At 48.2% G+C, this 26,327-nt stretch carries 17 protein-coding genes; 8 read left to right on the top strand and 9 right to left on the bottom strand.

Annotated elements, in window-relative coordinates:
• Positions 1 to 143 precede the first annotated feature (143 nt).
• Positions 144 to 1,778, top strand: a complete 1,635-nt coding sequence (locus LQ567_RS01835; protein WP_231002390.1) for a beta-N-acetylhexosaminidase — start codon at positions 144 to 146, stop codon at positions 1,776 to 1,778.
• 48 nt (positions 1,779 to 1,826) lie between these two features.
• The gene (gene nagB / locus LQ567_RS01830; RefSeq protein WP_231002389.1) at positions 1,827 to 3,758 is read left to right on the top strand and encodes a glucosamine-6-phosphate deaminase; all 1,932 of its coding nucleotides are present in this window, start codon (positions 1,827 to 1,829) and stop codon (positions 3,756 to 3,758) included.
• A 184-nt stretch (positions 3,759 to 3,942) separates the two neighbouring features.
• Here the strand turns inward: nagB and LQ567_RS01825 are convergent, their stop codons facing one another.
• Genes LQ567_RS01825 through LQ567_RS01815 form a run of 3 tightly spaced genes read right to left on the bottom strand, consistent with a single transcriptional unit; the run spans position 3,943 to position 6,239 of the window.
• Positions 3,943 to 5,058 (bottom strand): hypothetical protein, encoded by a 1,116-nt coding sequence (locus LQ567_RS01825; RefSeq protein WP_231002388.1) that lies wholly within the window; start codon positions 5,056 to 5,058, stop codon positions 3,943 to 3,945.
• A 4-nt stretch (positions 5,059 to 5,062) separates the two neighbouring features.
• Entirely contained in the window at positions 5,063 to 5,725 is a 663-nt protein-coding gene (locus LQ567_RS01820; protein ID WP_231002387.1) for a hypothetical protein, read from the bottom strand.
• A complete protein-coding gene (locus LQ567_RS01815; protein ID WP_231002386.1) occupies positions 5,715 to 6,239 on the bottom strand; it encodes an RNA polymerase sigma factor in 525 nt (174 codons plus the stop codon). The genes LQ567_RS01820 and LQ567_RS01815 overlap by 11 nt, the downstream gene beginning before the upstream one ends.
• 372 nt (positions 6,240 to 6,611) lie before the next feature.
• Between LQ567_RS01815 and LQ567_RS01810 the strand changes: the two genes are divergently transcribed.
• Positions 6,612 to 7,865: a Gfo/Idh/MocA family oxidoreductase gene (locus LQ567_RS01810; RefSeq protein ID WP_231002385.1), complete on the top strand. Its 1,254-nt coding sequence runs from the start codon at positions 6,612 to 6,614 to the stop codon at positions 7,863 to 7,865.
• 17 nt (positions 7,866 to 7,882) lie between these two features.
• Positions 7,883 to 11,305 (top strand): DUF1080 domain-containing protein, encoded by a 3,423-nt coding sequence (locus LQ567_RS01805; RefSeq protein ID WP_231002384.1) that lies wholly within the window; start codon positions 7,883 to 7,885, stop codon positions 11,303 to 11,305.
• A 94-nt stretch (positions 11,306 to 11,399) separates the two neighbouring features.
• On the opposite strand, the gene LQ567_RS01800 is transcribed toward LQ567_RS01805, so the two are convergent.
• A complete protein-coding gene (locus LQ567_RS01800) occupies positions 11,400 to 12,476 on the bottom strand; it encodes a Gfo/Idh/MocA family protein (RefSeq protein WP_231002383.1) in 1,077 nt (358 codons plus the stop codon).
• 250 nt (positions 12,477 to 12,726) lie between these two features.
• On the opposite strand from LQ567_RS01800, the gene amaB reads away from it, so the two are divergent.
• The 4 genes from amaB to LQ567_RS01780 all read left to right on the top strand — a co-directional run bounded on the left by amaB (position 12,727) and on the right by LQ567_RS01780 (position 18,464).
• Positions 12,727 to 14,250 (top strand): L-piperidine-6-carboxylate dehydrogenase, encoded by a 1,524-nt coding sequence (gene amaB / locus LQ567_RS01795; RefSeq protein WP_231002382.1) that lies wholly within the window; start codon positions 12,727 to 12,729, stop codon positions 14,248 to 14,250.
• A 168-nt stretch (positions 14,251 to 14,418) separates the two neighbouring features.
• On the top strand, positions 14,419 to 16,074 hold the full coding sequence (locus LQ567_RS01790) for a S8 family peptidase (RefSeq protein WP_231002381.1): 1,656 nt from the start codon (positions 14,419 to 14,421) through the stop codon (positions 16,072 to 16,074).
• A gap of 148 nt (positions 16,075 to 16,222) precedes the next feature.
• The gene (gene lepB / locus LQ567_RS01785; RefSeq protein ID WP_231002380.1) at positions 16,223 to 17,764 is read left to right on the top strand and encodes a signal peptidase I; all 1,542 of its coding nucleotides are present in this window, start codon (positions 16,223 to 16,225) and stop codon (positions 17,762 to 17,764) included.
• Positions 17,765 to 17,933: 169 nt separating this feature from the next.
• Positions 17,934 to 18,464: a GNAT family N-acetyltransferase gene (locus LQ567_RS01780; protein ID WP_231002379.1), complete on the top strand. Its 531-nt coding sequence runs from the start codon at positions 17,934 to 17,936 to the stop codon at positions 18,462 to 18,464.
• A gap of 446 nt (positions 18,465 to 18,910) precedes the next feature.
• Here the strand turns inward: LQ567_RS01780 and LQ567_RS01775 are convergent, their stop codons facing one another.
• From LQ567_RS01775 to LQ567_RS01755, 5 genes are all read right to left on the bottom strand, one after another.
• Complete coding sequence (locus LQ567_RS01775) at positions 18,911 to 20,638, bottom strand: DUF4091 domain-containing protein (RefSeq protein ID WP_231002378.1); 1,728 nt, start codon at positions 20,636 to 20,638, stop codon at positions 18,911 to 18,913.
• Positions 20,639 to 20,760: 122 nt separating this feature from the next.
• Positions 20,761 to 22,422, bottom strand: coding sequence for an arylsulfatase (locus LQ567_RS01770; protein WP_231002377.1), 1,662 nt, complete (start codon positions 22,420 to 22,422; stop codon positions 20,761 to 20,763).
• Between the two features lie 276 nt (positions 22,423 to 22,698).
• A complete protein-coding gene (locus LQ567_RS01765; protein WP_231002376.1) occupies positions 22,699 to 23,130 on the bottom strand; it encodes a DUF4488 domain-containing protein in 432 nt (143 codons plus the stop codon).
• Positions 23,131 to 23,274: 144 nt separating this feature from the next.
• Entirely contained in the window at positions 23,275 to 24,252 is a 978-nt protein-coding gene (locus tag LQ567_RS01760) for a DUF4973 domain-containing protein (RefSeq protein ID WP_231002375.1), read from the bottom strand.
• 15 nt (positions 24,253 to 24,267) lie between these two features.
• Positions 24,268 to 26,316, bottom strand: a complete 2,049-nt coding sequence (locus LQ567_RS01755; RefSeq protein WP_231002374.1) for a RagB/SusD family nutrient uptake outer membrane protein — start codon at positions 26,314 to 26,316, stop codon at positions 24,268 to 24,270.
• Positions 26,317 to 26,327 lie beyond the last annotated feature (11 nt).

Genomic DNA, 26,327 nt, shown 5'->3' with positions numbered 1-26,327 from the left:
GTCATCCTAAGTAAAAACTCCTTAATTATATGATTTATAAAAACCGGGCAAAACGCGAAAATAAGACAATCGTTTGCATTGCCCCTTCTTAATTTCTAACTCAAAAAATCCTTAACTTGGCGCACAAAACTCAATCTCTTCATATGCGTGTCATTTTATGTGTTATTGCTTGTTTCAGCCTGCTTTGTGTACGAGCGCAGGAAGTAAGCATCATTCCTCAACCCAAGTCCGTTGTTCTTAAAAACGGCAGCTTTGTCCTCAACCGCTCTACTCCTATTGTGGCGCCTTCCAAAGACGATAAAAATATTGCAGCACTTTTTAATACCTATCTAAAATCGTATTACGGATTTACCCTGCCGGTGGTTTCCAAAGGTACCAAGGGTATTTTGTTAACAACCCGGTCTGCATCAGGAGACGGATATACGCTGGATGCCGATAACGCCGCTATCCGGATCACCGGTAATTCAGCCGCGGGCACTTTTTACGGAACACAGTCGTTGATCCAGCTGCTGCCAGTTGAAAAAAGCAACACGCTGTCCATTCCTACAGTATCCATTACCGATGCGCCTGACCTGGCATACAGGGGGCTAATGCTTGATGTAGGACGCCACTATTTTCCGGTTGCCTTTGTAAAAAAATACATCGATTATATTGCACTTCATAAAATGAACTATTTCCACTGGCACCTTACAGAGGACCAGGGATGGAGAATCGAGATCAAAAAATACCCGAAGCTAACAGCTGTTGGCGCCTGGCGTAACGGTACCATTATTGGTAATTTTCCGGGTAAAGGGAATGACAACAAAAAATACGGCGGTTTTTATACCCAGGCCGAGGTAAAAGACATCGTTGCCTATGCCGCCAAACGTTATATAACCGTGATCCCCGAAATTGAAATGCCGGGCCATGGTGGTGGCGCTATTGCCGCCTATCCTTATTTAAGCTGCTTTCCGGACAAACCCACCTTTGACTATTTTCCTAAACAAAGCACCTGGGCCGGCGATAAATCCGGCAAACAGGTACAGCAGGCCTGGGGCGTATATGAAGACGTGTTCTGCGCCGGAAAAGAGAGCACTTTTAAATTTCTGGAAGATGTGCTGAACGAAGTGTTGCCGTTGTTCCCTTCAAAATATGTACATATCGGCGGAGATGAATGCCCCAAAAAGAACTGGGAAAAATGCCCGCTGTGCCAGAAAAGGATCCAGGAGCTGGGGATTAAAGGCGATAAAGAGCATAGCCCGGAACATTACCTGCAAAGCTATTTCATTCAGCGGATGGAAAAATTCATCAATGCAAAGGGTAAGCATATTATTGGCTGGGACGAGATCCTGGAAGGTGGTTTAGCACCAAACGCCACTGTAATGAGCTGGAGGGGTGAAAAGGGCGGCATTACCGCTGCGCGCCAGAAACACCAGGTGATCATGACACCAAATAACTATGTGTATTTCGATTATCAGCAATCACCCAAAGAAGATTCTGTGACCATTACCAACAACCGGAATTCCCTGCCCATTGAAAAAGTGTATAACTGGAAAGTGGTTCCGGACAGTCTCACTGCAGCCGAACGTCCCCTGATCTGGGGCGGACAGGCTAACCTGTGGACCGAATACATCAGCAATCCCAAAAAAGCGGAATATATGCTGTTTCCCAGAATGAGCGCGTTAAGCGAAGCGTTGTGGAAACCGAAAGCAGACCGTAACTTTGACGATTTTAAAAACCGGCTGGAGGTTCAAAAGAAACGGTACGACCTTTGGGGCGCCAACTATTTTGGCAAATAAGGCCCAACTGTTTCATTCAAATCATCAATCAATATAAAATAATATAAAATGCCTAAGTCACAAACTGCTAAGCAAAATCATTTGGACACGCTGGAAAAGGTGGAAGTGCAGATCTTCCCGGATCTGAAAGCTGGTTCGCTGGCCATCGCGAAGACCATCGCCAGCCTGATCCGCGAAAAACAGAAGTTGAAACAAAAATGTGTGCTTGGTTTGGCCACCGGTTCCAGTCCCAAAACGCTGTATGCGGAGCTGGTACGGATGCACAAAGAAGAAAAGCTGAGTTTTAAGAATGTGGTTACGTTCAACCTGGACGAATACTATCCCATTAGCAAGGAAGCAATCCAGAGCTATAACCGCTTTATGAAAACGCATTTATTTGATCATGTAGATATCAATCCAAAAAATATTCATATTCCCGACGGTGAGGTAAAAAAAGAAGATATCAAGGCCGCCTGCTCAGCTTATGAGCAGCTGATCGAAAAGGCCGGCGGAATCGATTTACAGATCCTGGGCATCGGTAATAACGGGCATATCGGTTTTAACGAACCCGGCTCCGGTATTTATACCAAAACACGTCTCATTAATCTCGACAACTCTACCCGGATCGCCAATTCGTATGAATTTGCCAACATCTCCGAAGTACCGCGGATGGCCGTTACCATGGGCATCAGCACCATATTAAAATCAAAACAGATCATCCTGATGGCCTGGGGCGCCGGAAAGGCCAAGGCCGTAAAAGCCGCTGTGGAAGAGGATGAAACCGAGCATGTACCGGCCTCCCTGTTGCAAAGCCATGCCAATGTTACCTTTATTGTAGATGAGCCGGCCGCTTCTGAGCTTACCCGTTTAAAATCGCCCTGGCTGACCGGGGAGGTAGAATGGACTCCCAAAATGATCAAGAAAGCGGTGATCCATATGGCCCTGCAATTAAAAAAACCTGTGCTTTCTCTTACCAATGAAGATTACAACGAGTATGGCCTGAGCGATCTGCTGGTGGAAAAAGGCAATGCTTACGAAATCAACCTGGAAGTATATTATATGCTGCGCGACAGCATTACCGGCTGGCCGGGAGGCAAACCCAACGCCGTTATTCCTTCGCACCCCGAACGGTCTACACCTTATCCCAAAACGGTACTGATCTTTTCGCCGCACCCGGATGACGATATCATCAGTATGGGTGGTACGTTTCAGCGCCTGCACGACCAGGGACATGATGTGCATGTAGGATATCAAACCTCCGGTAACATTGCCGTAACCGATGAGTTTGTAACCCGTTTCCTGGATTTTGCCGTAGGCTTTAACAGCATTGCAAAGATCGACTCCGATAAGCCAGCCAAGATCCTTTCCCAAACCCGCAAATATGTGGCAGGGAAAAAACCCAACCAGATCGATACGCCCACCATCCGGGAGATCAAAGGATTGATCCGCCGCGGGGAGGCCAGCGCCACCTGCCGTTACGTAGGTATTCCCGACAGCAATATTCATTTCATGAACCTGCCGTTTTACGAAACAGGCACCATTGAAAAGAAGCCCCTTGGTGAAAAAGACGTTAAGATCACCATGGAATTGCTGCGCAAAATAAAACCCCAGCAGATCTATTGTGCGGGCGACTTCGCCGATCCGCATGGCACGCACCTGGTGTGCTTCAACGCGGTTGTAGCAGCATTACAGCGGCTCCGCGAAGAAGGTGATGAATGGATTAACGACTGCTGGCTGTGGCTGTACAAAGGTGCATGGCAGGAATGGAATATCGAAGACATTGAAATGGCCATCCCGATGAGCCCGGAGCAGGTGCTGAAAAAGAGATTCGGTATCTTTATTCACCAGTCGCAAAAAGACATGGTACCCTTCCAGGGGTCCGATAACCGCGAGTTCTGGCAACGTGCAGAAGAGCGGAATGCCAATACCGCTACCATTTATGCAGACCTCGGGCTTACGCACTACGCAGCAATGGAAGCCTTTGTACGCTGGCATTATTAAAGGTTACCGATATATACCCGGAGCGTTTAGAAAACCTTCCGCATAAAAAATGCGCCAATCTCCGGATTGGCGCATTTTTTATGCGGTGACGCTGTATCGCTTAATAAATATGTGTACCCGAGCTTTTTCCGGGAAGCCCCCCTGCAACCACTGCTCCCAACCGTTTCCGGAAATATTGCGTTTCTTACCGGCCCCAGCTAACCGAAACCTGCACGGAGGGCGAAACATTTTTGAGCAGCCCGTCAAAATACATGGAAGGCCGCAGGGTCATGGCCCCGTATTTAATACCCCCGATTCCAAAATTGAAGGTATTCTTTTCAAAAAAATCACCCCGCCTTCTAACCAGGTAAGCAATAGAGATGGGCGCATAAAATCCCAGCCGGTTATTACTGCTGCCCCGCCGGTATTCGTAAGCGATGCCTACAAAATCACTCCGGAACGTTTCCAGTTTTCCAGCCGCATTTTTATCAAAAAGAAACAACGGCTCCCAATAAGCACTAAACCGTACATATTCATCTTTTTGAATTCCCTTCAGATAGAAGTCAAAACTGGTATTGAACGAGGGAGTCATATAACTTTTAAAATTTTGCAGCGATGCCGCTACAGATACCGATATATTTTTGATCCGGGAAACAACCGGTTGCAACGTTCCCTCCACAGCGCCATTCTTAATGGCATAGGTTCCGGTAAACCTCGATTGGAAATCAGTTGTATAAAAATTCCGCCCCCGCACAACAGGTTTATAGCTCTTTCCTTCCGCCCCTATATCTTTATTTACGGCCTCAATAAAATCATTGATGGTGTTTACGGTCAGATACGTCCGCAGGTCCTCGATACGGTTTACAATAAAAGAAAAAACAGAAACCCCTTGCTGGCCTGCATTTCTTGGATAAATATTTACCGTGTCCTTTCCCTGTTTCATAATGGAAGGCTTGCCGTCTACAACCACATATTGTTGCTGCCAGGCCCTTCCGGGAATGACGGTAAGCCCATTTTTACCGCCGGCGTTATAAAAGAAATGCAGTTTATTCGACAGCGATTCGTTTACACTATCGCGTATCACATCATAGTTCAGGAAAAATGCGTTCAGGATCACTCTAAAATCCATCCCGTTACCCACTGTGAGCGCATTATTCGTATAGACGATTAACTTATTTCCACCCGCCAGTTCCAGGTTAATTCCCTTGCGTTGTTCGGCATTGTTAAACATATTGGACGATACCTCCCAGTACGTTTTTTGAGCAGCCGCATCTTTCAGGCATACGGCAAAAACAGCGCATAATAACATTACCCTTTTCATTCTATTAAAATTTAACGATGGTTGATGATGATGAAAGCTTTTCTCCGGTATAATCCGTTTGCCGGGCTCTTGCAGCCAGGTATTTCAAAAACCGCTTTTGCTTTTCAGACCGGGGTTTCCCGGGGTTCACAACGGCCTCAAATGCTTCTTCTGTCAAAACAGGTAACTGACCGGATGGCTTACCTGCTGATGCCGCCGGCGTTACAGCCGCCGTTACCGGCTCCGGCTTTTGCGGGTCAGTTGTTCCGGTAGCGATTGCTGGTCCCGTATGTAACGGAACGGATTTTTCAACAACCGGCTGCATCCGGGTATACGACGGTTTTGCAACCGGGGCATGGCTCCGGAACTGCTGCTGTATACCCGTTTTCTCCGGAGGTACCGGCGGGTGCAGGCTTCCATCATTCACCATTGCCGGCAATGTATTGTTCATCAACCGTACAGCTGCCAGACCTGCCCTGTGCGCTGTTTTCCCCGAATGATTGCTGTAAAGAAAGGCCCCTGCGATACATGCGATCAAACAGGCTGCCGCGGCATAGCGCCAGCTTAGGATCCGTTTTTTACGGGGATACAGCCGCTGCTCCAGTTGTGCCCAACCGGCATCCGGATCAAAATCCCCGATCCGGTACGCGTTTACTTTGTCGCTTATTTGACGATCCCTATTTTCCATGTACCGTTATCATTTTTTGTAATAAAGCCCTGGCCTTGCTTAGCTGCGACTTTGAAGTACCCTCTGTAATTCCCAGCAGCCGCGCAATTTCTTTATGACTCAGGTCTTCTATCACAAAGAGATTAAATACCGTAGCATACCCTTCCGGTAATTTTAAAATCAATTCAAAAATTTCTTTGGATGAAAGACGTTCAACCGGCGTTTCTGCCTGTGTTATCGCCAGACTTCGATCATCGATCTCCTCAAAAACAACTTTCCGTTTTCGCAGCAGCATCAGGCATTCGTTTACCATGATCCGTTTCAGGTAGCCGGCAAAAGCCGCTTCGCCCTGAAAAGTAAAGGAATGGATCTGTGTAAAGAACTTTTCAAACCCCTGTAACATGAGTTCCTCTGCATCTTCTTTCCGCTTCACGTAGCGGATGCACACAGCCAGCATCTGGGATGCATAGGTATGAAACAGCTGCCGTTGGGCATTGCGTTCCCTCCTTCTGCAACCCTCTAGTATGTGTGCCAAACTCAAATCAGTAGTACTTATGTCACAAAATGCAAATCTAACGGAGCCGGTTGCCCGGGATGGAAAAATTATTGTAAGACCCGGATGCCGGTACCGTTACCGGTAACCGGATCCTTTCCGGTTAAACTGTTTTGGTATAACAGGAGGCCTGCAGCCGGTAAATTTTAATGAATATTTCATTCTCTTTCCGGCCACACTTTTATAATTTTTTAAAATAAGTAGCTATAGTATCATAATAATTTTTATCAAACAGCCTTCTTCATTAAAAAGATACAAAAAAACAACGTTGATTATTTTAGTTATTTATTTGGCGGGCTTATCTTTAACCAGCATTAACGGTTTACTAACTTCTTAAAGCCATTAAACATTCATATGAATCGCAGAAAATTTATTAAGAACAGTGCTGCTTCATTTGCGGCATTTACCATCGTGCCGTCCTATGTGCTGGGAGGTCCCCGGCATATTGCGCCCAGCGACCAGCTGACGAAGGCCATTATTGGTGTTGGTTCCATGGGACAGGGGCATATTGCATATCCGGGCGCACGCCTGGTGGCCATTTGCGATGTTGACAAGAAGCACCTGAACGATGCCCTGGGCAAGTCTCCTAAGGGAACCAAAACCTACCATGATTACCGGGAACTGTTGCAGGATCCGGCCATCGACATTGTGCATATTGCTACCCCTCCGCACTGGCATGGTATTATGAGTGTGGATGCGGCCAATGCCGGTAAAGATGTATGGTGCGAAAAACCCATGACCCGCACCATTGGCGAGGGCAAGCGGGTACGCGAAGTGATCCAGCAGAACGAACGCATGTTCCGCCTCAATACCTGGTTCCGTTTTAAGGATAATTTCTATGGGATGAATACGACCGTAAAACCCATCAAAAAGCTCGTGGAGAGCGGTTTGCTGGGATGGCCGCTGAAAGTGACCGTAAATGCCGCTACCGGGTTTAACTGGAAGTTTTTCTGGGTAGGCAAAACGGTGCTCGACGTACAACCCGTGCCGCAGCAACTGGATTACGACTTCTGGCTGGGGCCCGCTCCTTACAAGCCGTACAACCCCCACCGCGTGCATCAAACCTTCCGCGGCTACTGGGATTATGATGGCGGCGGACTGGGTGATATGGGACAACATTACCTGGACCCGGTGCAATACTTTTTAGGAAAGGATCATACCAGTCCGGTAAGGATTGATGTGGATGCACCGGAGCAGGATCCGGATGCTGCAGGCACCTGGAAGCGCATTGAGCTTACGTATGAAGACGGCTGCAAGATCATCCTTGACGGGGAAAACCGCGACACGAATGCGGCGTATATCGAAGGCCCCAAGGGAAAAGTGTTTAACGGGTTCCGTACCACCATCCCCGACCTTGATAAAAAGCTGGCGGCCATGCCCGATCCGGAGCCACAGCTCATCGACTTTGCGCAGGCGGTAAAAACCCGCCAGAAATTTGCATTGAATGAAGACAACGGTTTCCGTTCTGCCACCCTGGTAAACCTGGCCATCATAGCCGTGCGCCTGGGACGCTCGCTGGAGTTTGACCCGGTAAAGCTGGAGTTCGTAAACGACGCTGCAGCCAATGCACTCATTAATCAACCCATGCGCGGACCTTGGTCCATTTGATGATCCTAAAAAACCAGATGATGAAAAAATTTACTATACTAACTTTTATATTACTACTGCTGGCGGGCATCGCTCCTGCGCAGCAAAAAACAGATGTACGAACCATCGAAACAAAAGTGGCCGATCTTTTAATGAAATTACCGGCGCAGAATTCTGCCGCGCTGGATGCGGCTATGAAAGAGCTGGTAAGCATCGGGGAACCCGGTTACCGGAAGATCATTGCGGCCATTCAGCCCCCGGGCAAACGCACTGATGAAGCGGCCCGTTATGCCATTGGCGGGTTGTCAAAATATCTTGGAAAAGGAACCGACGCTATGGCCAAACGCACGGCGGCACTGGCACTGACCAACGGGATCAAAGCCGCCAAAAGCGATGAAGTGAAAGACTTCCTGTTGCAGGAACTGCAATACGTAGCCGGCGACGAAGTGGTACCTGTTGTAAAGGGGTACCTGCTTAACAAACGCCTCAGCGACCCAGCAGCTCGCGTGCTCGTACGGGTAAATACCACCACTGCAGCCAACGCATTATTATATGCATTAACCACGGCAAAAGGCAGCCAGCAGATCACGTTGATCAAAGCACTGGGTGACATGGGCTATGCACCGGCCGCAAAAAAACTACAACAATTGTATACCGGGACTCAGGATGCAAATACACAAAAAGTGTTGTTATATTCCCTGGCTACCATCGGAGACCCGCAATCTGCCGCCACAATGAAAGCGGCAGCGCAAAAGGTAAACTATAAGGCCGAAGCATCCAATGCCATGAATTCTTACCTGCGTTATCTTTCTAAAACAGCAGCAGGCCCCGGAAAGGCCAATGCAGAAACAACCGCCCGTGCATTACTGGCCATGAACGGCCTGCCGGCCCAGTTTAAAAATGCGGCCCTGGGCCTGCTTTATAAAACAGCCGGCGAAAATGCACGCCCGGAGCTGCTTTCAGCGCTTTCATCATCGGACAAACAATATCGTGCGGCAGCCGTGGCGTTGCTGGAGCAATCCTACGATGCACAAACATCTGCCCAAATACAGGATGCCGTAAAAAAAGCAAGTGATCCCGATCAGCAGGCAGACCTCCTATATGTATTCGGAGCACATAAAGATCAGTCCGCATTGCCGCTGCTTACCAGTCTGCTGGGTTCTAATAACAAACAGGTACAGCTGGCAGCCATTGCAGCTATTGCGCGTGCCGGTGAAGACAAGGCCATTGCCCCCTTGCTGAACCTGATTAAATCCGGTGACGCAGCCGTTGCCGGCGCTGCTAAAAATGCGCTGCTGACCATCAAAGGTGCCGACGTAGCCAGTCAGGCAGCAGCCCTGTTGCCCCAGGCTTCGGGTACCGCACGCACTACGCTGATGGATATTGTAGCCCGCCGTGGCGGTGAAAAATATGCTTCAGCCGTTTTTGGAGATGTTACCAACAACGATGCCGCTGTACGGCTTGCCGCAATAAAGGCACTGCCTTATGTAGCTGCTGCTGGTGATGAAGCAAAGATCGCCGGCCTGTTGAATCAATCATCCAATGCGGAGGAAACCGATGCCCTGCAACAGTCGCTGTTTGCAGCCATTAAAGAAAAGAAAACAAAGGCCGACCAGGTTGCAGCCGTAAAAGAACTCATGAATGGTACGGGAGCCAACAAAACCCATTACTATTCCGTGCTGGGTGACATTGGAGGTAAAGAAGCCCTGGATGTGGTACGAAACGACTTCAATACCGGCAGCCAGGATCAGAAAGCAGCGGCGTTAAAGGCCCTTGCATCCTGGAGTGATTTTACAGCATTGGATGCACTCTATGGTATTGCAAAAGATCCTGCCAATGCCACTTTTAAAAATGAGGCACTCAACAGTTTTATCGCTGGTATCAACCGGTCTAAAAACCCGGTGGATCAGAAAATACTGATGTTCCGCAAGGCGATGGACCTGGCTTCCAATAATGCACAGAAAACAAATATCCTGCGGGGCATCTCCAGCAACAGTTCGTTGTTATCCCTGGTATTTGTTGCTAAATACATGGATGATGCGGCATTGCAACAGGCCGCCGTACAAGCAGTAATGGCCATTGTTACTGATCATACAGATCTTTACGGGCCGCTGGTAGAAAGTATCGTAAACAAAGCGATCTCCCTGAACAAAGATGGCGAAGCCGCTTATCAGAAAGCTGCTTGGGTAAAACAGCTGGCTGGTCTTCCAAAGGAGCCGGGCTATGTTTCTATGTTCAATGGCAAAGACCTCTCCGGCTGGAAAGGCCTGGTGGGCAACCCGCTGACCCGGGCAAAAATGACCGCCCAGCAACTAGCCGAAGCACAACAAAAATCCGATGAGCAGATGCGCAGAGACTGGCGGGTAGAGAACGGCGTGCTGGTATTTGACGGCAAAGGATTCGACAACCTGGTATCTACTAAAATGTATGAAGATTTTGAACTGTTTGTAGATTGGCGGATGGAAGCCAAAGGTGATGGCGGTGTTTATTTAAGAGGATCACCGCAGGTACAAACCTGGGATCCTTCACGTACCGATGTAGGCGCACAGGTAGGATCCGGGGGGCTGTACAATAACCAGAAGAACCGGAGCACGCCGCTGGTGTTTGCCGATAACCCGATCAACGAATGGAATACCTTCCGCATTAAAATGGTTGGTAATAAAGTAACCGTTTACCTGAATGGCCAGCTGGTTACCAATAACACCGTGCTGGAAAATTACTGGGATCGTAAGATTCCGATCTTTAGCAAAGAGGCCATTGAACTGCAGGCCCATGGCACGCGGCTGGAATTCCGGGATGTATATGTACGCGAAATTCCCCGTCCCCAGCCTTATGTGCTGAGCGAACAGGAAAAGAAAGAAGGTTTTGTACCGATGTTCAACGGCGTAGACATGAAGGGCTGGACCGGCAATACCGAAGGTTATTTTGCACAGGATGGAAATATTATTTGCGATCCTACGATTGCGGTTCCGGAAGGTGCCAACCGGAATGTGTATACTGAAAACGAATACAGTGACTTTGTAATGCGTTTTGAATTCCAGCTAACACCAGGCGCCAATAACGGGCTGGGTATCCGTGCACCGTTAACCGGCGACGCCGCTTACGAAGGTATGGAATTGCAGATCCTGGACAATGAAGCGCCCATCTATAAAGAGCTGCAGCCTTACCAGTACCATGGTTCCGTTTATGGCATCATCCCTGCGTTAAGAGGTTATTTAAAACCGCTGGGCGAATGGAATTACCAGGAGGTACGGGCGGTAGGCAACCACATTACGGTGATCCTGAATGGCAAAACCATCGTAGATGGCGATATTGCCAAGGCCAGTAAAAACAATACGGATACACCGGATCATAAAAAACATCCGGGGCTGTTGAATAAAGCAGGACATATCGGGTTCCTGGGACATGGTTCCTATGTAAAATTCCGGAACCTGCGGATCAAGGACCTGGGAAAGAAATAACTGTTTTATAGCAAAAAGCAAAATGGCTGTCTCAAAAGGGCAGCCATTTTTTTTAGACCTATATGACCGTTTTACCGGAATGTATTCTTGTAAACTAAAGCCGCACTACCTGTCCGGTTTTTACCGACTCATCGCAGGCAAATGCGATCCGCAGGCTGTTTACCGCATCACTCATATGATCGCTGAGGTCTGCATCATTTACAATAGCATCGTAAAAATAACGTTGCTGCCGGTTGCACAATTCCTGGTGATCCGGCTCGTCCTGCATATCGATCCATTCATCTTTTTTTGTAAACCGGTCATCGGCATCGATATCCGCGTGGTGCCATAAAATGGATTCTGTTTTCGTATGCGCATCAATATTGGAAGATGCTCCCACCCCGCCTGCATTTTTGGCAACGATGGAAACCGAGCCCTTCGGACCGATCACATCCTTTACAAAAAAGGCCGTTTCACTGATCATGGGCCCCCAGCCCGCTTCATACCAACCCACGGAACCATCTTCAAAGCGAAGCTGCAACTGGCCATAGTTGTAATTGTCTTCCGGCACAGCTTCCGAAAGGCGTGCGCCGATGGCGGTTACCTGCACCGGTTTGGACCGTACCATCTGGCACATCACATCAATATAGTGCACACCACAATCCACAATAGGGCTCATATTGGAAAGGAATTTTTTATGTACCTGCCATGCATGACCGCTGCTTTGCTGGTTCAGGTTCATCCGCATCACCAGCGGCCGGCCCAGCCCCGAAGCCAGTTCAATAAATTTTTTCCAGGAAGGATGATGCCGCAGGATATAACCGATCACCAGTTTCCGCCCGTACTCTTTAGCCGCCGCTACCACCCGCTCAGCGCCGGCAACGGAATCTGCCAGCGGTTTTTCAATAAACACATCGGCGCCGGCTTCCAGTGCTTTTACAGCGTAGTCCTCATGGGTATCCTGGTAAGTAGCAATGCAAACCGCATCCGGCTTTGTTTCAGCAAGGGCTTCGTAATAGTCCGAATAAAGCGGATAGCGGGTCCCCAGTTTTTCATTGAGTTCCTGGTTGCTATTGCCCCTGGATACCAGCCCGCAGATTTCAAAGGCTTCCATTTGATGATAGGCCGCAGCATGTGAGCTGCCCATATTTCCGCAGCCAGCCACCAATATCCGTATACGTTTTTCACTCATATGACTTCATTCATTTTATATTCAGTAGATACGTCAAACTTACAGGAAATCAATGGAAAAATCATGCCCCCGATAGTGCTTCTTTTATGCCAGGGAAACGCATAAAAACAATCGTTAATCGATGCTCTAAACCTTCCGCAAAAATCCCCGGAACCTGCGGGTAGTCAAAATTTCAGTGGCTCCGTGTATCTGCGGCTATTTACCGCCACTCGGTTTATTTTTCGTAAATTCCCCGATCAAAATCACAACTATGGATTTTTTAAAAACACTGGGCATTGAAAAAGCGAACCAGGGTACCAGTACCGGCAGTACGTGGCTGGGGTCGCTATCTGAGGATATCAGCTCCTGCTCACCGGTAGACGGCCGGCAGATCGGCGTTGTAGCAGCTACCACTGCAGCTGATTACAACGAGGTGGCAGCAAAGGCACAGCTGGCTTTTCCAGCATGGCGCAGCTGGCCTGCACCAAGGCGGGGCGAGGTAGTACGCCAGATCGGCGATGCCCTGCGGGAGCATAAGGATGCCCTGGGCAGACTGGTATCCTATGAAATGGGCAAAAGCCTCCAGGAAGGCTGGGGCGAAGTACAGGAGATGATCGATATCTGCGATTTTGCGGTAGGGCTCAGCCGGCAGCTTTATGGCCTTACCATGCATAGCGAACGGCCGGGGCACCGGATGTATGAGCAGTACCATCCGCTGGGAGTAGTAGGTATTATTTCTGCATTTAATTTTCCGGTAGCCGTTTGGAGCTGGAATGCTATGCTGGCCTTGGTTTGCGGCAATACCTGTATCTGGAAGCCCTCTGAAAAAACACCCCTTTGCGCCATCGCCTGTCAGCAAATTGTAGCTAAAATATTTAAAGCCAATAATGTACCTGAAGGGGTTTGTAATTTAATTTCCGGAGGAAGTGCTGCCGGCGAATGGCTGGCCCAGGATACCCGGGTGGCGCTTGTTTCTGCAACGGGCTCTACCCGGATGGGCAAGGCTGTAGCCGCCACGGTGGCCGGGCGGTTAGGCCGCTCTCTCCTGGAACTCGGCGGCAACAATGCCATCATCATTTCAAAGGACGCCGATCTGAATATTGCAATCACCGGGGCATTATTCGGTGCTGTGGGCACCGCCGGGCAGCGCTGCACTACTACCCGCAGGCTCATTATCCATGAAGCCGTTTATGAAACCGTAAAAGAGAAATTAAAGCAGGCTTACGCGCAATTAAAGATCGGGGATCCCCTGGATCCGGCAAACCATGTGGGGCCGCTTATCGACACGGGGGCCGTAACACAATACCTCAATGCCATTGATCAATGCCGGGCAGAAGGTGGAACATTCCTGGTGGAAGGCGGGGTATTGAAAGGTGCAGCCTACGAAAGCGGATGTTACGTAAAGCCCTGTGTAGCAGAAGCGAAACCTCATTTTTCTATAATTAAACAGGAGACCTTCGCACCCATTTTATACCTGCTTAAATATCAGACACTGGAAGAAGCCATCGCGCTGCAGAATGCTGTTCCGCAAGGGCTTTCGTCCGCCATCATGACCCTTAACCTGCGGGAAGCGGAGCAATTCCTTTCCGCTGCGGGAAGCGATTGCGGTATTGCCAATGTAAATATCGGCACTTCCGGCGCGGAGATCGGCGGGGCTTTTGGTGGGGAAAAGGAAACGGGTGGCGGAAGGGAAAGCGGCAGCGATGCCTGGAAAAATTACATGCGGCGGCAAACCAATACCATCAACTACAGCACGGCCCTGCCGCTGGCGCAGGGTATACGGTTCGACCTATAACTGATAAATATTACTTAAAGAAATGCAAAAGTGCAACGGATCCATCCGATACCACATCGTAAATGATAGACGGTACCTGGCTTTAAAGAGGCCTCTTTTAAGATAATCTTTAAACATGATCCGTTAAATTTGCAGCTTTTGCATACGAAAACTCAATCTAGATAATACATGATGAAATCGTTGAAAAAAACCGGTTTGGCCCTGTTGGCAAGCACGTTGCTGATGACAGGTTACGCGCAATCCGACGTTCCGAAAGGATGGCACCTGAAAGATCTGAAAACTGATGGTTATTACGGCATCAGTCTTGACAAAGCCTATGATTTCCTGAAATCGAAGAACAAAAAAAGCACACCGGTGATTGCCGGCATTGTAGATTCGGGTATCGATACCACGCATGAAGACCTGCGTCCTGTTTTATGGACCAATAAGGGTGAAATTCCCGGTAACGGGATCGATGACGATAAAAACGGGTACATCGATGATATGCATGGCTGGAATTTTATCGGCAGCCGCGATGGAAAAGCAAATGTGACCAAGGATTCTTACGAAGCAGCCCGGGTTTACTGGAGTTTGAAGAGCAAATACGACGGTAAAACGGCCGACCAGGTTCCCGCCGCCGAACAGGAGGCCTATAAAACCTGGGTGCGTGCAAAGGAGGATGTATTTAAACCCGATGAAAGCGGGTCTGATGACGTGTTCCTGGAGCGGGCCCTCAAAATGATGAAAACCGGCGATGAGATCATCCGCATTGATCTGAAAAAAGAAAAATATACGGTAAAAGATCTCTCCGGCTACCGGGCAACCACCGTTAATGCCAACCAGTTCAAAGCCTTCCTGACCGCTTTCAGCAAAGACAACAACAGCGAGGATCTTACCAATAAGGACCTCATCGAAGTGGTAGAAAGGGATGTGGAAAAAATGAACAACAGGAAGCAGGCACCGGCAGCCTACCGCGATGAAGTGGTAAAAGACAACTATAACGACATCAATGACCGGTACTATGGTAATAACAATCTTACTGTAGATGATGAGTCGGCAATGCACGGTACACACGTGGCCGGTATTGTGGGCGCAGCAAGAATGAATAATCTTGGTATGGATGGGGTGGCCGATAATGTGCAGATCATGGCCGTGCGTGCTGTACCCAATGGCGATGAGCACGACAAAGATATCGCATTGGCCATCCGCTATGCGGTAGACAACGGCGCCCGTGTGATCAATATGAGCTTTGGTAAAGGCTTCTCCCCCGAAAAAAAATGGGTGGATGATGCCGTTAAATATGCCGTTGATAAAGGAGTACTGCTAGTTCATGCTGCAGGAAACGATAAGCAGAACAACGACACTACCTTCAATTTTCCTTCGGCATACTACCTGGATAAAAGCAGACCCGCCACCTGGATCACCGTTGGAGCCAGCGGGCCGGATGCCAAAAGCGGACTGGTTGCTAATTTCTCCAATTATGGGAAAAAAGAAGTAGATGTTTTTGCACCCGGCGTGCAGATCTATTCCACGCTGCCGGGCGGTAACGTTTACGGCAATCAACAGGGCACCAGTATGGCAGCCCCCGTAGTTACCGGGTTGGCGGCGTTGATCATGAGCTATTACCCCGAACTCAGCGCCGTACAGGTAAAAGAGATCATTGAACGGTCTGTGGTAAAACCTGCCGAAAAAGTAACCAATCCGGAAAACGGGGCCATGGTTTCCCTTTCCGAATTATCAACAACCGGCGGTATTATCAATGCCTACGAAGCCGTTAAGCTCGCTGATACCTACCAGAAAAAGGGCGGCACCACTCCAAAACCAGCGGTTAAAAAGCGCAAATAAAGATTTTTGATATAGCTAAGAGGCTGTTTCCATATATTTGGGGGCAGCCTCTTTTATTTGGAAGCCGTTAAATTGTTAATTCTGTAAAGCAAAAAGGCACAATCTGCCCCCTTTACAATAAATTTGTTGATTAAAATAGTTTGAACCGATGCCACTGTACCATTTATTTGTTGTCTATCTGATCAGTACCCTTTTGGTTTTTCTTCCTTCCTTTGGTTTGGCTCCGCTGTTTAAGAAAGCAGGACAGGCATCCTGGAAAGCGTATATTCCTTTCTATAATACCTGGGTGATGCAGGAAATTACCGGGCGGCCCAAGCACTGGGTATTCTGGCAGTTTATTCCGGTTGTGGGCTGGTTTATTACCCCCGGTATCTTTATCGAATTTGCAAAAGTATTTTGTCGCTTTTCCTTCGCCGATCATTTCTTTGCCGCCTTATTTGCTCCTTTTTATTTTCCCTGGCTCGCACGCAATAAAGACGCCCGTTTTATCAAAGCCGAAGGTGTTAAACACCACCAGAAGCCCGGATGGAGGGAATGGGTGGATGCAGCGATCTTTGCTGTGGTAGCCGCTACCCTGATCCGCATCTTTATCTTTGAAGCGTATGTGATCCCCTCCAGCTCAATGGAAAAAACACTGCTGATCAACGATTATCTTTTTGTAAGCAAATTCAGTTACGGACCGCGGATACCCAATACCCCGCTTTCGGTTCCTTTTGTACATAATTACCTCCCCGGAAGCAGTGCCAAATCCTACACCACGCTGGTACAGCTTCCCTATATCCGCTGGTTTGCATCACCGGTAAAAAGAAACGATTGTGTGGTATTTAATTTCCCGGAGGGCGATACCGTCATCAATAAAGAAGGATATCAGTCCTTCCAGCCCTATTATTCCCTGGTAAGGGCTTACGGACGGGAACAGGTATTGAACAACCCCGAATTCCAGCCGCTGGCCGTGCACCCGGTTGATAAAACGGACAACTATATTAAACGCTGTATCGGGGTGGCCGGTGATTCGTTAAAGATCGTAGACGGTATTGTGTACATCAACAATGAACCGGGTTATGTGCCACCCACATCGGCTACTTTTTATTTCTTCCGCACCAAGAATAATACCCCCGTTGATGCCGATTTCCTGCGGGAGTCCGGCATCCGGCTTAACATGGAAGGCACCGGTCCGGATTTTGGCATGATGAGCGGCGGCAATTATACGATCAACCTCACGCTTCCGGAGCTCGACATCCTGAAAAAGCTTTCCGTGGTAGATCCGAATAGCATTGTTAAAGATACCTACCCGGCGCATTATACGGAACAAGGTACTTTCCCCTTTGATACCGTGCATTTCAAATGGAACCGGGACAATTTCGGTACCATCTGGATTCCTAAAAAGGGCGCAACCGTTACCCTTACTCCAGAAAATATAGCGCTGTACCGCCGGGCCATACAGGTGTATGAGAAGAACAGTCTGGTTGAGAATCCAAACGGCAGTTTTGTGATCAACGGTGTGGCCACCAACAAATACACCTTTAAAATGGACTATTACTGGATGATGGGCGACAACCGTCATAAATCGCAGGATAGCCGTTACTGGGGTTTTGTACCCGAAGATCATGTGGTAGGAAAAGCGGCGATGATCTGGTTCAGTTATGAGAACGGTCCCCGCTGGAAGCGGTTCTTTAAGATCATTAAATAAACAAGCTGTATAAAACCGTCTTCAACGGGTGCATACCGGGTATGTACTTTTGAAGACGGTTCTTTTTTGCCCGCAACGCAACGTTCGGGGTAACCCGGTGGTACGAACCTTTTAAGGGCAATACCGTTATAGGATTAACCCAGGGCATGCTATTAAAGACCTTTATGCGATGGAAGTAATTACGATAAGAAAAGCCAATCCGGATGATGTATTGCCGTTACAGCAGATCGGCCGGCAAACATTTTCTGAAACCTTTGCGGCTGCAAATACAGCAGCAAATATGTTGAAATACCTGGAAGAAGGTTTTTCAACAGCGAAGCTTACCCGTGAACTGAAGGATGAACAGGCCCAATTTTATTTTGCACTAGCGGATCAGGAAATTATCGGTTATTTGAAATTAAATACAGGTAGCGCTCAAACCGAAATAAAGGACAACCGGTCGCTTGAAATAGAACGGATCTATGTATTGCAGTCTTTTCAGGGCAAAAAAGTAGGCCAGCTGCTTTACGAAAAAGCCCTCCAGGTAGCCACGGATCAGGGCTTCGAATACCTTTGGCTGGGGGTTTGGGAAGAAAACCAGCGGGCGATTTCTTTTTATAAAAAGAATGGATTTACAGCGTTTGACAAACACATCTTCAAACTGGGCGACGAGGCCCAAACAGATATCATGATGAAGAAAATAATAGCCGGAGGTGTATGAGTACCCCAAGCGTTTAACATAAGCAAAAACCGAAAAAGACGGCAATTAGACACAGATCGATCCTGCGGAGAAAATGCACCGTGCCGATGGTGCTCAACACGCTATTGGGAGGTACCCTACCCATAATCAATTCCGGAGTTATCGTATACATACAGCCCGATGGCGTTACCCTTAATAAGTGATGGCAACACATTTAACATCGCACAAACCAGCGGCTATGCGCCGGTTTTAACCGTTGATGAATGCAGCCCGGTAATAAATCATGTTGCCTTCATGTGCGTTGTTTCCAATAAACAGCGCAGCAATATAAGGATCTATAAGCCGGGCATCTGCGCCCGTTTGCAGCATCCAATCAACGGCAACCTACGAAAAATCAGCGCAATTCAGCAGGGAACCTGCCCGTAAAATGCATGCCCCTCCAGGCAGGAACGCCCCCAACCTGAAACCTAATTGATCAGCGGCTTTACCTTTAACACCATATCCGCTGCAGACTGACGTTCGAGGTTTTTGATCTCAAATGCCGTGAGCGCTGCTTCCAGCTGTTGCAGCTTCGTTGTGTTACCGCTTTTTTTGTATTGTTGCTTCAGCACGCGGATCTTTTCAAAATCCTGAACGCCTTCGATCATTTTTTCGAAACGGATAGAAGTTGCCGGCCCGGGGTATACCTGGTAGGTATCACCGGCAGGCCAGGTACGGAAACGGCTGTCATTTACCGGATCTGCCACCCAGCTGTTATACGCCCAGCGCAGATACCCCTGCATGTTCTTGGCAGCTGTGTACCAGCCCACCCATACATGTTCTGCAGGCGGCGAAAACGTAAAACCGTTGGGATATTTTTCTGTACAGCAGGTATACCAGGTACTTAATTGTCCGCGTTGCGCCCTTGCCGCCAATACCGCAGCCGGAAACTGGTGCGCGGAAGCAAGACAATAGTCATCAATATCCTTTTCAATCTCGGCATGGTAATCCCCTGCCAATGCCACCTTCCAGTCCTTATCGATTCCTTTTAACAATTTGATCACGGCCTTCATGGCATCCATCGGGCGCTCATCCATAGCGATCGTGGTTTTCCCAAACCATCCTCTTGCTTTCAGATGACTGGTAAAATCCCTGAGCATCGGCGTCCAGAAGGCATTGTATTCCTCCGACCCGATCTTACCGGTAAATACCGTATCGCGCCCCAGGTTTTCATCATAGTACTGAAAGGCCACCTTCCAGGGCACCATACTGTAACAATTAATGCGCTGATCAATTCCGGTGCTCATCACAAATGTTACATATTTATCAAAGAGGCTGTAGTCAAAGCTCCAGCTACCATCTTTCTTTTTGGTCCATTTGATCAAACTGGGATAATCATCATAGGTCTGATGTCCCCAGGGCTCATTTACAATACTGGCGGTAATGTATTTTTGTCCGGCCTTCGCCAGCATCGTATAGTATTTCCGCATCAGGTCAAAATGCGCATCGCTCCACAACGGTACATTATGTACCCGGGCTACTGCTGCAGGGTGCTGCCACAGATCCAGCCGGAACGCCCAGTCGGACGTAGCAGGGAGGGTTTTATCCAGTACCCACACCATCAGCTTTAACCGGTATTCCTTATCCGCTTTTACGGTAATGAAGCCTTCATAGTTGCCAGGCTGTGCACCCGCCGGCACATCCACGCTTACCCACACGGGCTGCACCTGATTTTGTTTTACCGTACCGCTGCGCTTTTCAAAATGAATGGCATCGGCTACCAGGGAAGAATCAAAATCTTCTGGTTTCCGGTGCCCGCAACCGTTGCGGAATTCATCCGTCATTACATAACCCATCAACCCGATCTGTACCTGGTCCGCAGGAATAGCCGCACCACTCTTAGACTTAAGGGCGCCCACGGTTACAGCCACCTGAACTTCTTTCCCGGACCATACACCCAGCTGGGTATGTACCCGTTCTCCCTTCCAGGCCACCAGTGTTTCGGCATTTTGAGCCGTTGCTTCAGGCACCCGGTCCTGCGGATATCGTTTATTACTGTTCAGGAAACCTACGCGGGTTCCACCTTTCAGGGTTTGCCAGCGGGCATTTTTTTCTGCCAGGGTCAACGGGGGTTCTTTCTGCAGGGCAAGACTGATATCCTGTGCCGTTAAAATACCAAAGGTGCATAGCAAGACTGTTGTTAGAAGATAACGCATGATGATGATTTGAGTAGGTGGCAAAATACATCATTCTCTTCTTAAATCCAATGATAGTGGAAACGATTGCACAGGCAAAACAGTGGTTCAGGCACCTTCCGGCATCTATTTAAAACCACTGCCTACTTCTTTTTGGGGAATACATTGTTTTGATGCGCCCATTGCTCCCACAATGCGCTCAGATGCTGCACCTGTTGGGGATATCGGGCAGACAGGTCTTGCAGTTCGGATGCGTCCTGTTGCAGGTCAAAAAGCTGCCAGGGTTTGCCCGGAGCTGCAACCAGCTTCCAGTTGCCATCCCGTACATAACGGGCGCCAAAATGCTCATTAAAAAGGATACGCGGCGCACGGACTGCCTTCTGTTTGAATGAGGGTACAATACTCATACCCTGCATCGGCTTTATGGCGTGGCCGTTATACTGCGACGGATACCGGGCATGTGCCAGCTCCAGGAAGGTGGCCATAAAATCGATCACATGTCCCGTGGTGCGCTCAATACGGCCTTTACCGGTAATTCCTTTCGGCCAGCAGGCAATCACCGGGGTGCGCACCCCGCCTTCAAATGAAGAAGCTTTTGCAAAACGGTAGGGCGTATTGGCTACGTTGGCCCAGGCTGCTCCGATAGAAGTAAAACTGGTTTGCGGCCCGGGCAGTACCTCCTTGTCTACCGGGTAACGGATGCGTTCACCTTTTCGGGTAGCACCGGGGCGGTCAAAGCCCGGCCCGTAAGCCATTGCATTCTCCGGACTGGCGCCGTTATCACTCAGAAAAATGACCAGCGTATTTTCCAGCTGTCCTTCCTGTTTCAGTGCTGCAATAATGCGCCCGATCCCTTGGTCCATCCGGTCTACCATTGCCGCATGTACCGACATCGCACGGGCATCCCAGTCTTTATCAGGATTTTCTTCCCAGGTTGCAGCCCCGGCTGCTCTTGTTGAAAGCCTCGTAACCGCCGTATCGATCAAACCCAGGGTTGTCATTTTACGATAACGCTTTTCCCGGATGACATCCCAGCCTGCTTTATAGGTATTTTCATATTTCCGGATATCTTCCGGCAGGGCCTGAAGCGGCCAGTGCGGCGCGGTATGTGCCACATAAAGAAAAAAGGGCGCTTTTTCCCTGCTTAGTGCGTGCACATATTGCACAGCTGTATCGTTGATCGCATCCGTATGATAATAGTGCTCAGGCACCTCGGTTACCGGCCTGGTACCGCTTACCAGGCTGAAGGGATCAAAATAATCCACCACACCCCAGATGTTTCCAAAATACCGCTCAAATCCACGATTGACAGGATATTGTTCCGGAGGTGAAAAATAAGGGTGGACATCCTGATGATTGAGCCAGCGGAGCTGGGATTCCGGCGTGGGCTGCTCCAGTGTATTGCTTACATGCCATTTACCCGCCATCGCGGTATGATAACCGGCAGCCTTCAATACTTCTGCGAGCGTAACGGTGTTTGCGGACAACGCCCCTGCATACCCTGGCAAACCCCGGTTGGTGGTCATTTCGCCGATACCGGCGTTATGATTGTACATGCCGGTAAGCAAGGCAGCTCTTGTAGGACAGCAACGCGAAGTATTGTAAAAACTGGCATACCGGATGCCGTTTGCCGCCAGCCGGTCCAGGTTGGGCGTTGCAATTTCACCGCCATAGCAGCCCAGGTCCGAATAGCCCAGGTCGTCTGCCAGGATAAGAACGATGTTGGGGCGTTGTAATTGTGCCGATCCGGAAGACCGGAATCCCAGACAGAAGATCACTATAAAAATGATGCGTAGGTAGATCACTGCTTTCTATTCAATAATTAAAAAACACAAGCACATCGTATCGAGGACTTCCTTACATGGCGAGGCACATAAAACAACACAAATGTACAAACGAAATTGTATCCATCCTTTGCTCCCTCCGCTCAGGAAACAACATTAAAAAAATCGATACACGCGCCATTCAAAAATCAGGCGTTTGTATCAAAAGGCGTTTTGATCCTGCTGAATCAGGTTCAGCAGGATCTTATACGCTTAGGCGGCTTTTGATACAGCCGCTGCCGCCAAGACAGTCTGCCGTTATTTTGCATCACCTGCATAAGGGATCCGAACCCATATTTCCTCATTATACGCACCGGGTTCTCCAAATCTTGAATTCATTTTTTCAGGGGTTAAAAATCTGAAACCGGTAATACCTGGTTTGGGGTTAGAAAAATAAACCGATTTTGTAAATGATTCTTCAAACGTTGAATCTGATAACAACCGGTAGGTTCCGTAAGAGGTAATAAAAGTGCCTTTATCGGTCACCTGGAATAATTGCATGCTGCCATCATTGGTAAACAGCTTGTATTGCCCCGGCCTTACGGGGGTGAACGCCGGCTGTCCCCGCATTTTTCGCTCCTTCAACTCCCAAACGCCCCAGAACTGCGCTGTTGTTTTTCCCTGGGAAGTAGCACGCTTAAAATATAAAAGCCCGGCAAATAGCAACACAAGGAACGGATATTTTTTCATATACTATTTTATCAACTACTGTACACTTCGAATCTGAAGATAGCAAAATTCTGCATCTCCTCACAAAGCCAATGTTACCGGATGCCTTGCCTTTCAACGCCCGCCTCCCCGGGGAAATAGCAGGTCTCCTTCCGGTAGCAACGCTTACCACTGGATTGCCTGATCTTCATCCGGTATCTGTGTATTGATCTTTCTTTCCATGATCAACGATCCACGAACGGTATAATCGATGGACGCATTGGTTGCCGATGTATAATCGGTAAAATTGTAATCAATATTATTGATGGTAACATACCGGTGAACCAGATAGGGCTGAAGCTCATCTTTAACATCTTCAACAGTATAATAAATTTTTTGATTTACATTTAACTTCATGGCAGGGTTATCAGAACTAAGCGTAACGGCCTTGGTCTGATCATCAAAATGGGCGTATATTTTATAATACCTTCTATCGGTTTTATTTTCATCTACAGTACCGGCGTAGAAAAAAACTGAATTTTCGTCAACAACATACGCCTCTATTTCGCTCTTCACGATTGCGGATCCGTTTTCCTCTCCTTTTAAATAAATTTTGAGCGCCGTGCCGCTGTAAATGCCTGAATAATCATTAAACGGTACGATCCTCAATAATGCTTTCGAATAATTCCTTCTTGGGTTGGGCGTGTAACCGGTTGAAGGCTGAATGGTCAGCGGAAGTATCCATTTGTTTACCAGATCAATATTTTTAAGTGAGAACCCGATGTTTACCGTGCTGGTATTTGCCTCTTTTGGTATGGACACGGTATCAGGAATCGTAAAATACTGACTTGTTAACTCTTTGTAATAAAGGTCTGTTCTGTTTTGAAAATTCGCGTTGTTGAAGGCACTCAGGGTATCGGGGTCAACCCCGATATGCACCAGTAAATTATTGTCGTTGTTGGTGGAACCACTAACGATTACCGGTAATTGATAATTAACAACACCGTCCGGCTTGTAGCGGATATAAACAGGCGTAACATCATCGCTGTTTAACGGTGCTTTGAAGGAAACATAATGCTCAAATTGTTCAGAACCCCAATCCTTATTACAAGCTATACACCCGAAAACAAACAGGATGGATAGGAATGCAGCTATCTTTTTCATTCGTAAATGTTTTAATTATTTATAAGTTTGCCAGCCCGGATTTTGTGTTAAACGGGCATCCCGCCTCAATTCATCGATTGCAATAGGCCAAAAATACATTTTGGATGCGAAGGTGCTTTGAAGCGCAAAGGCTGCCACGGGCTGATGAAATAAATCTCTTTGCGTTGCGGTCATAAGCGTATTGTAGCCATATATAGGAAGGGTTAGCTCTGTAGCCGCATCTTCCCATCTGCGCAAATCATAATACCGTTGCTGTTCACCCATCAATTCAATTTGCCGCTCACGTTTTATAGCGGTGCGCAATTGAGCGCTGCTTGTATAGATGGTACCGGCATAGTCGGGCACCCCAGCCCTGATCCGCACAGGCCTGATTCCTTTGCGCATTTCATCAACGTCCCTGGCAATGGTATAAACCGCCGAGCTGTCCCAGCTGGGTATCGAATATGAACCGTTTAACTCGTTTAAAGATTCGGCGTAGGCCAATAATATATCTGCATAGCGAATGGCCGGCTCATACTTTGGTACAACCTTACTCAAATTTCCATTTTCATAAGTATCCTGCGGATTTACATATTTCATTACCCCGATACCGGTTCTTAGCCAAAACATCGTGTTGGTATAACCATTACCCGACCCCCGATAATAAAAAACCTGTTTTTCCCTGTTATTGACCTGCGACTCATTGGTGAGGTGCCATACACTCCCATTATAGGCTACCGAAGCATAAAATCTCGGTTCCCTGTTCGCAAATTGCAAGGAAACACCGGACGCCAGGGGCTTATATTTCCCACTTGTAACATCCTGATCGGTTACAAAACCTCCTACCCGCTGGCTGCCATCTCCTCCTCCATACTCCATCCCTTTCCCCGGCACATCGGCACCGTCGCTCATATAATAAGCATCGCACTGTTTTAATGTTAAACCATGTGTGTTCCAACCGGAGGCGATGCGGGGTAATTGGTGCGCCACCATCACATTTATACCTTCGGAGGATTGATTCTGCCCCCGTGTAAAAATCAGCTCGGGGTTGGAAGAAGCAGGCACCTCGCCGTCAAAAAGGGCACGATAAGAATCGAATGGGTCTATATCAGCCCATCCTTCAGGCCATGGTTTATCCGAATACGCTGCGTTATACGGGGGGGCAATTGTAGCAGGATGGGTTATAGTGCCCGACGATTTATAGGGCGAAACAAACAGGGAATAAACCCCCAACTGCATCACATCTTTTGCCGCAGCGGCTGCCCTGGCCCATTTTTGTTCGTCATATGTAAGTGAAAGCAGCGGCGTGCCTTTATCATCTACTAATTGTGTTTTATAATCCATACTCAGCTTGCCTCCATTCATCAACGGGCTCGCCGCATACAAAAACACTTTGGCACGGGTTGCCAATGCGGCACCTTTGGTTGGCCGGGCTATCGCCAATTGACCACGGTTCTGTGGCAGATCCCTGGCCGCCAGCGCCATTTCTTTGCCAATATATTCAGCGCATTGTTCATAAGAATTCCTGGGCAAAGCCAAATCGGCATAACTGTCTGTATAATCCACTCCATCATCGGGAAGAATAGGAACGGGTCCGTACTTCCTGAGCAAAAGCCAGTAACAATAAGCGCGTAAGAACCGGGCCTGCGCCTTATAATCCGCTTTCTTAACCGCGTCTATTACGGTAGATTGATCAATATTTTGTATAAATATAGAAGCGCTCCGGATTCCCTGGAAGCACTTGGCCCAGGACTGAACATCCCCCTCGTGATAATTGCCAAGACTAAATTTGTTATAATTCAAAGAGTTGGCATTCTGTGGGTCATACGCTCCATCCCTGTCGCCGTAATACATATCATCGCCAAAGTTAAATGGCTCGTAGCCTTTACTTGCCACATCGGCATTTATCTCGGTAATGTAGGAGAAGGAGTTTGCCAACCATTCTTCAATGTACTTTTCATTATTAAATGATTTATCTAACGTCATCCGATCTTTAAAATACTGATCGGTATTCAAATATTTTTTGCAAGAAATCAACAGCGTCACCACCGCAATAAAAATGGATATGGTTGTTATTTTTTTCATCAAAATACGTT

It is taken from the genome of Niabella pedocola, from assembly GCF_021044425.1.
In the GTDB taxonomy this organism is placed as follows: domain Bacteria; phylum Bacteroidota; class Bacteroidia; order Chitinophagales; family Chitinophagaceae; genus Niabella; species Niabella pedocola.
The sequence above is the reverse complement of the archived record's forward strand: the minus strand, read 5'-3'. Positions and strand labels throughout refer to the sequence as shown.

What these genes read in the sequence shown, in the direction of transcription:
- LQ567_RS01790 (WP_231002381.1), top strand. Translation starts at nt 14,419, where the DNA reads ATGATGAAATCGTTGAAAAAAACCGGTTTGGCCCTGTTGGCAAGCACG.
- LQ567_RS01825 (WP_231002388.1), bottom strand. Translation starts at nt 5,058, where the DNA reads ATGAAAAGGGTAATGTTATTATGCGCTGTTTTTGCCGTATGCCTGAAA.
- LQ567_RS01810 (WP_231002385.1), top strand. Translation starts at nt 6,612, where the DNA reads ATGAATCGCAGAAAATTTATTAAGAACAGTGCTGCTTCATTTGCGGCA.
- LQ567_RS01835 (WP_231002390.1), top strand. Translation starts at nt 144, where the DNA reads ATGCGTGTCATTTTATGTGTTATTGCTTGTTTCAGCCTGCTTTGTGTA.
- LQ567_RS01780 (WP_231002379.1), top strand. Translation starts at nt 17,934, where the DNA reads ATGGAAGTAATTACGATAAGAAAAGCCAATCCGGATGATGTATTGCCG.
- LQ567_RS01755 (WP_231002374.1), bottom strand. Translation starts at nt 26,316, where the DNA reads ATGAAAAAAATAACAACCATATCCATTTTTATTGCGGTGGTGACGCTG.
- LQ567_RS01775 (WP_231002378.1), bottom strand. Translation starts at nt 20,638, where the DNA reads ATGCGTTATCTTCTAACAACAGTCTTGCTATGCACCTTTGGTATTTTA.
- nagB (WP_231002389.1), top strand. Translation starts at nt 1,827, where the DNA reads ATGCCTAAGTCACAAACTGCTAAGCAAAATCATTTGGACACGCTGGAA.
- amaB (WP_231002382.1), top strand. Translation starts at nt 12,727, where the DNA reads ATGGATTTTTTAAAAACACTGGGCATTGAAAAAGCGAACCAGGGTACC.
- LQ567_RS01820 (WP_231002387.1), bottom strand. Translation starts at nt 5,725, where the DNA reads ATGGAAAATAGGGATCGTCAAATAAGCGACAAAGTAAACGCGTACCGG.
- LQ567_RS01805 (WP_231002384.1), top strand. Translation starts at nt 7,883, where the DNA reads ATGATGAAAAAATTTACTATACTAACTTTTATATTACTACTGCTGGCG.
- LQ567_RS01800 (WP_231002383.1), bottom strand. Translation starts at nt 12,476, where the DNA reads ATGAGTGAAAAACGTATACGGATATTGGTGGCTGGCTGCGGAAATATG.
- LQ567_RS01765 (WP_231002376.1), bottom strand. Translation starts at nt 23,130, where the DNA reads ATGAAAAAATATCCGTTCCTTGTGTTGCTATTTGCCGGGCTTTTATAT.
- lepB (WP_231002380.1), top strand. Translation starts at nt 16,223, where the DNA reads ATGCCACTGTACCATTTATTTGTTGTCTATCTGATCAGTACCCTTTTG.
- LQ567_RS01760 (WP_231002375.1), bottom strand. Translation starts at nt 24,252, where the DNA reads ATGAAAAAGATAGCTGCATTCCTATCCATCCTGTTTGTTTTCGGGTGT.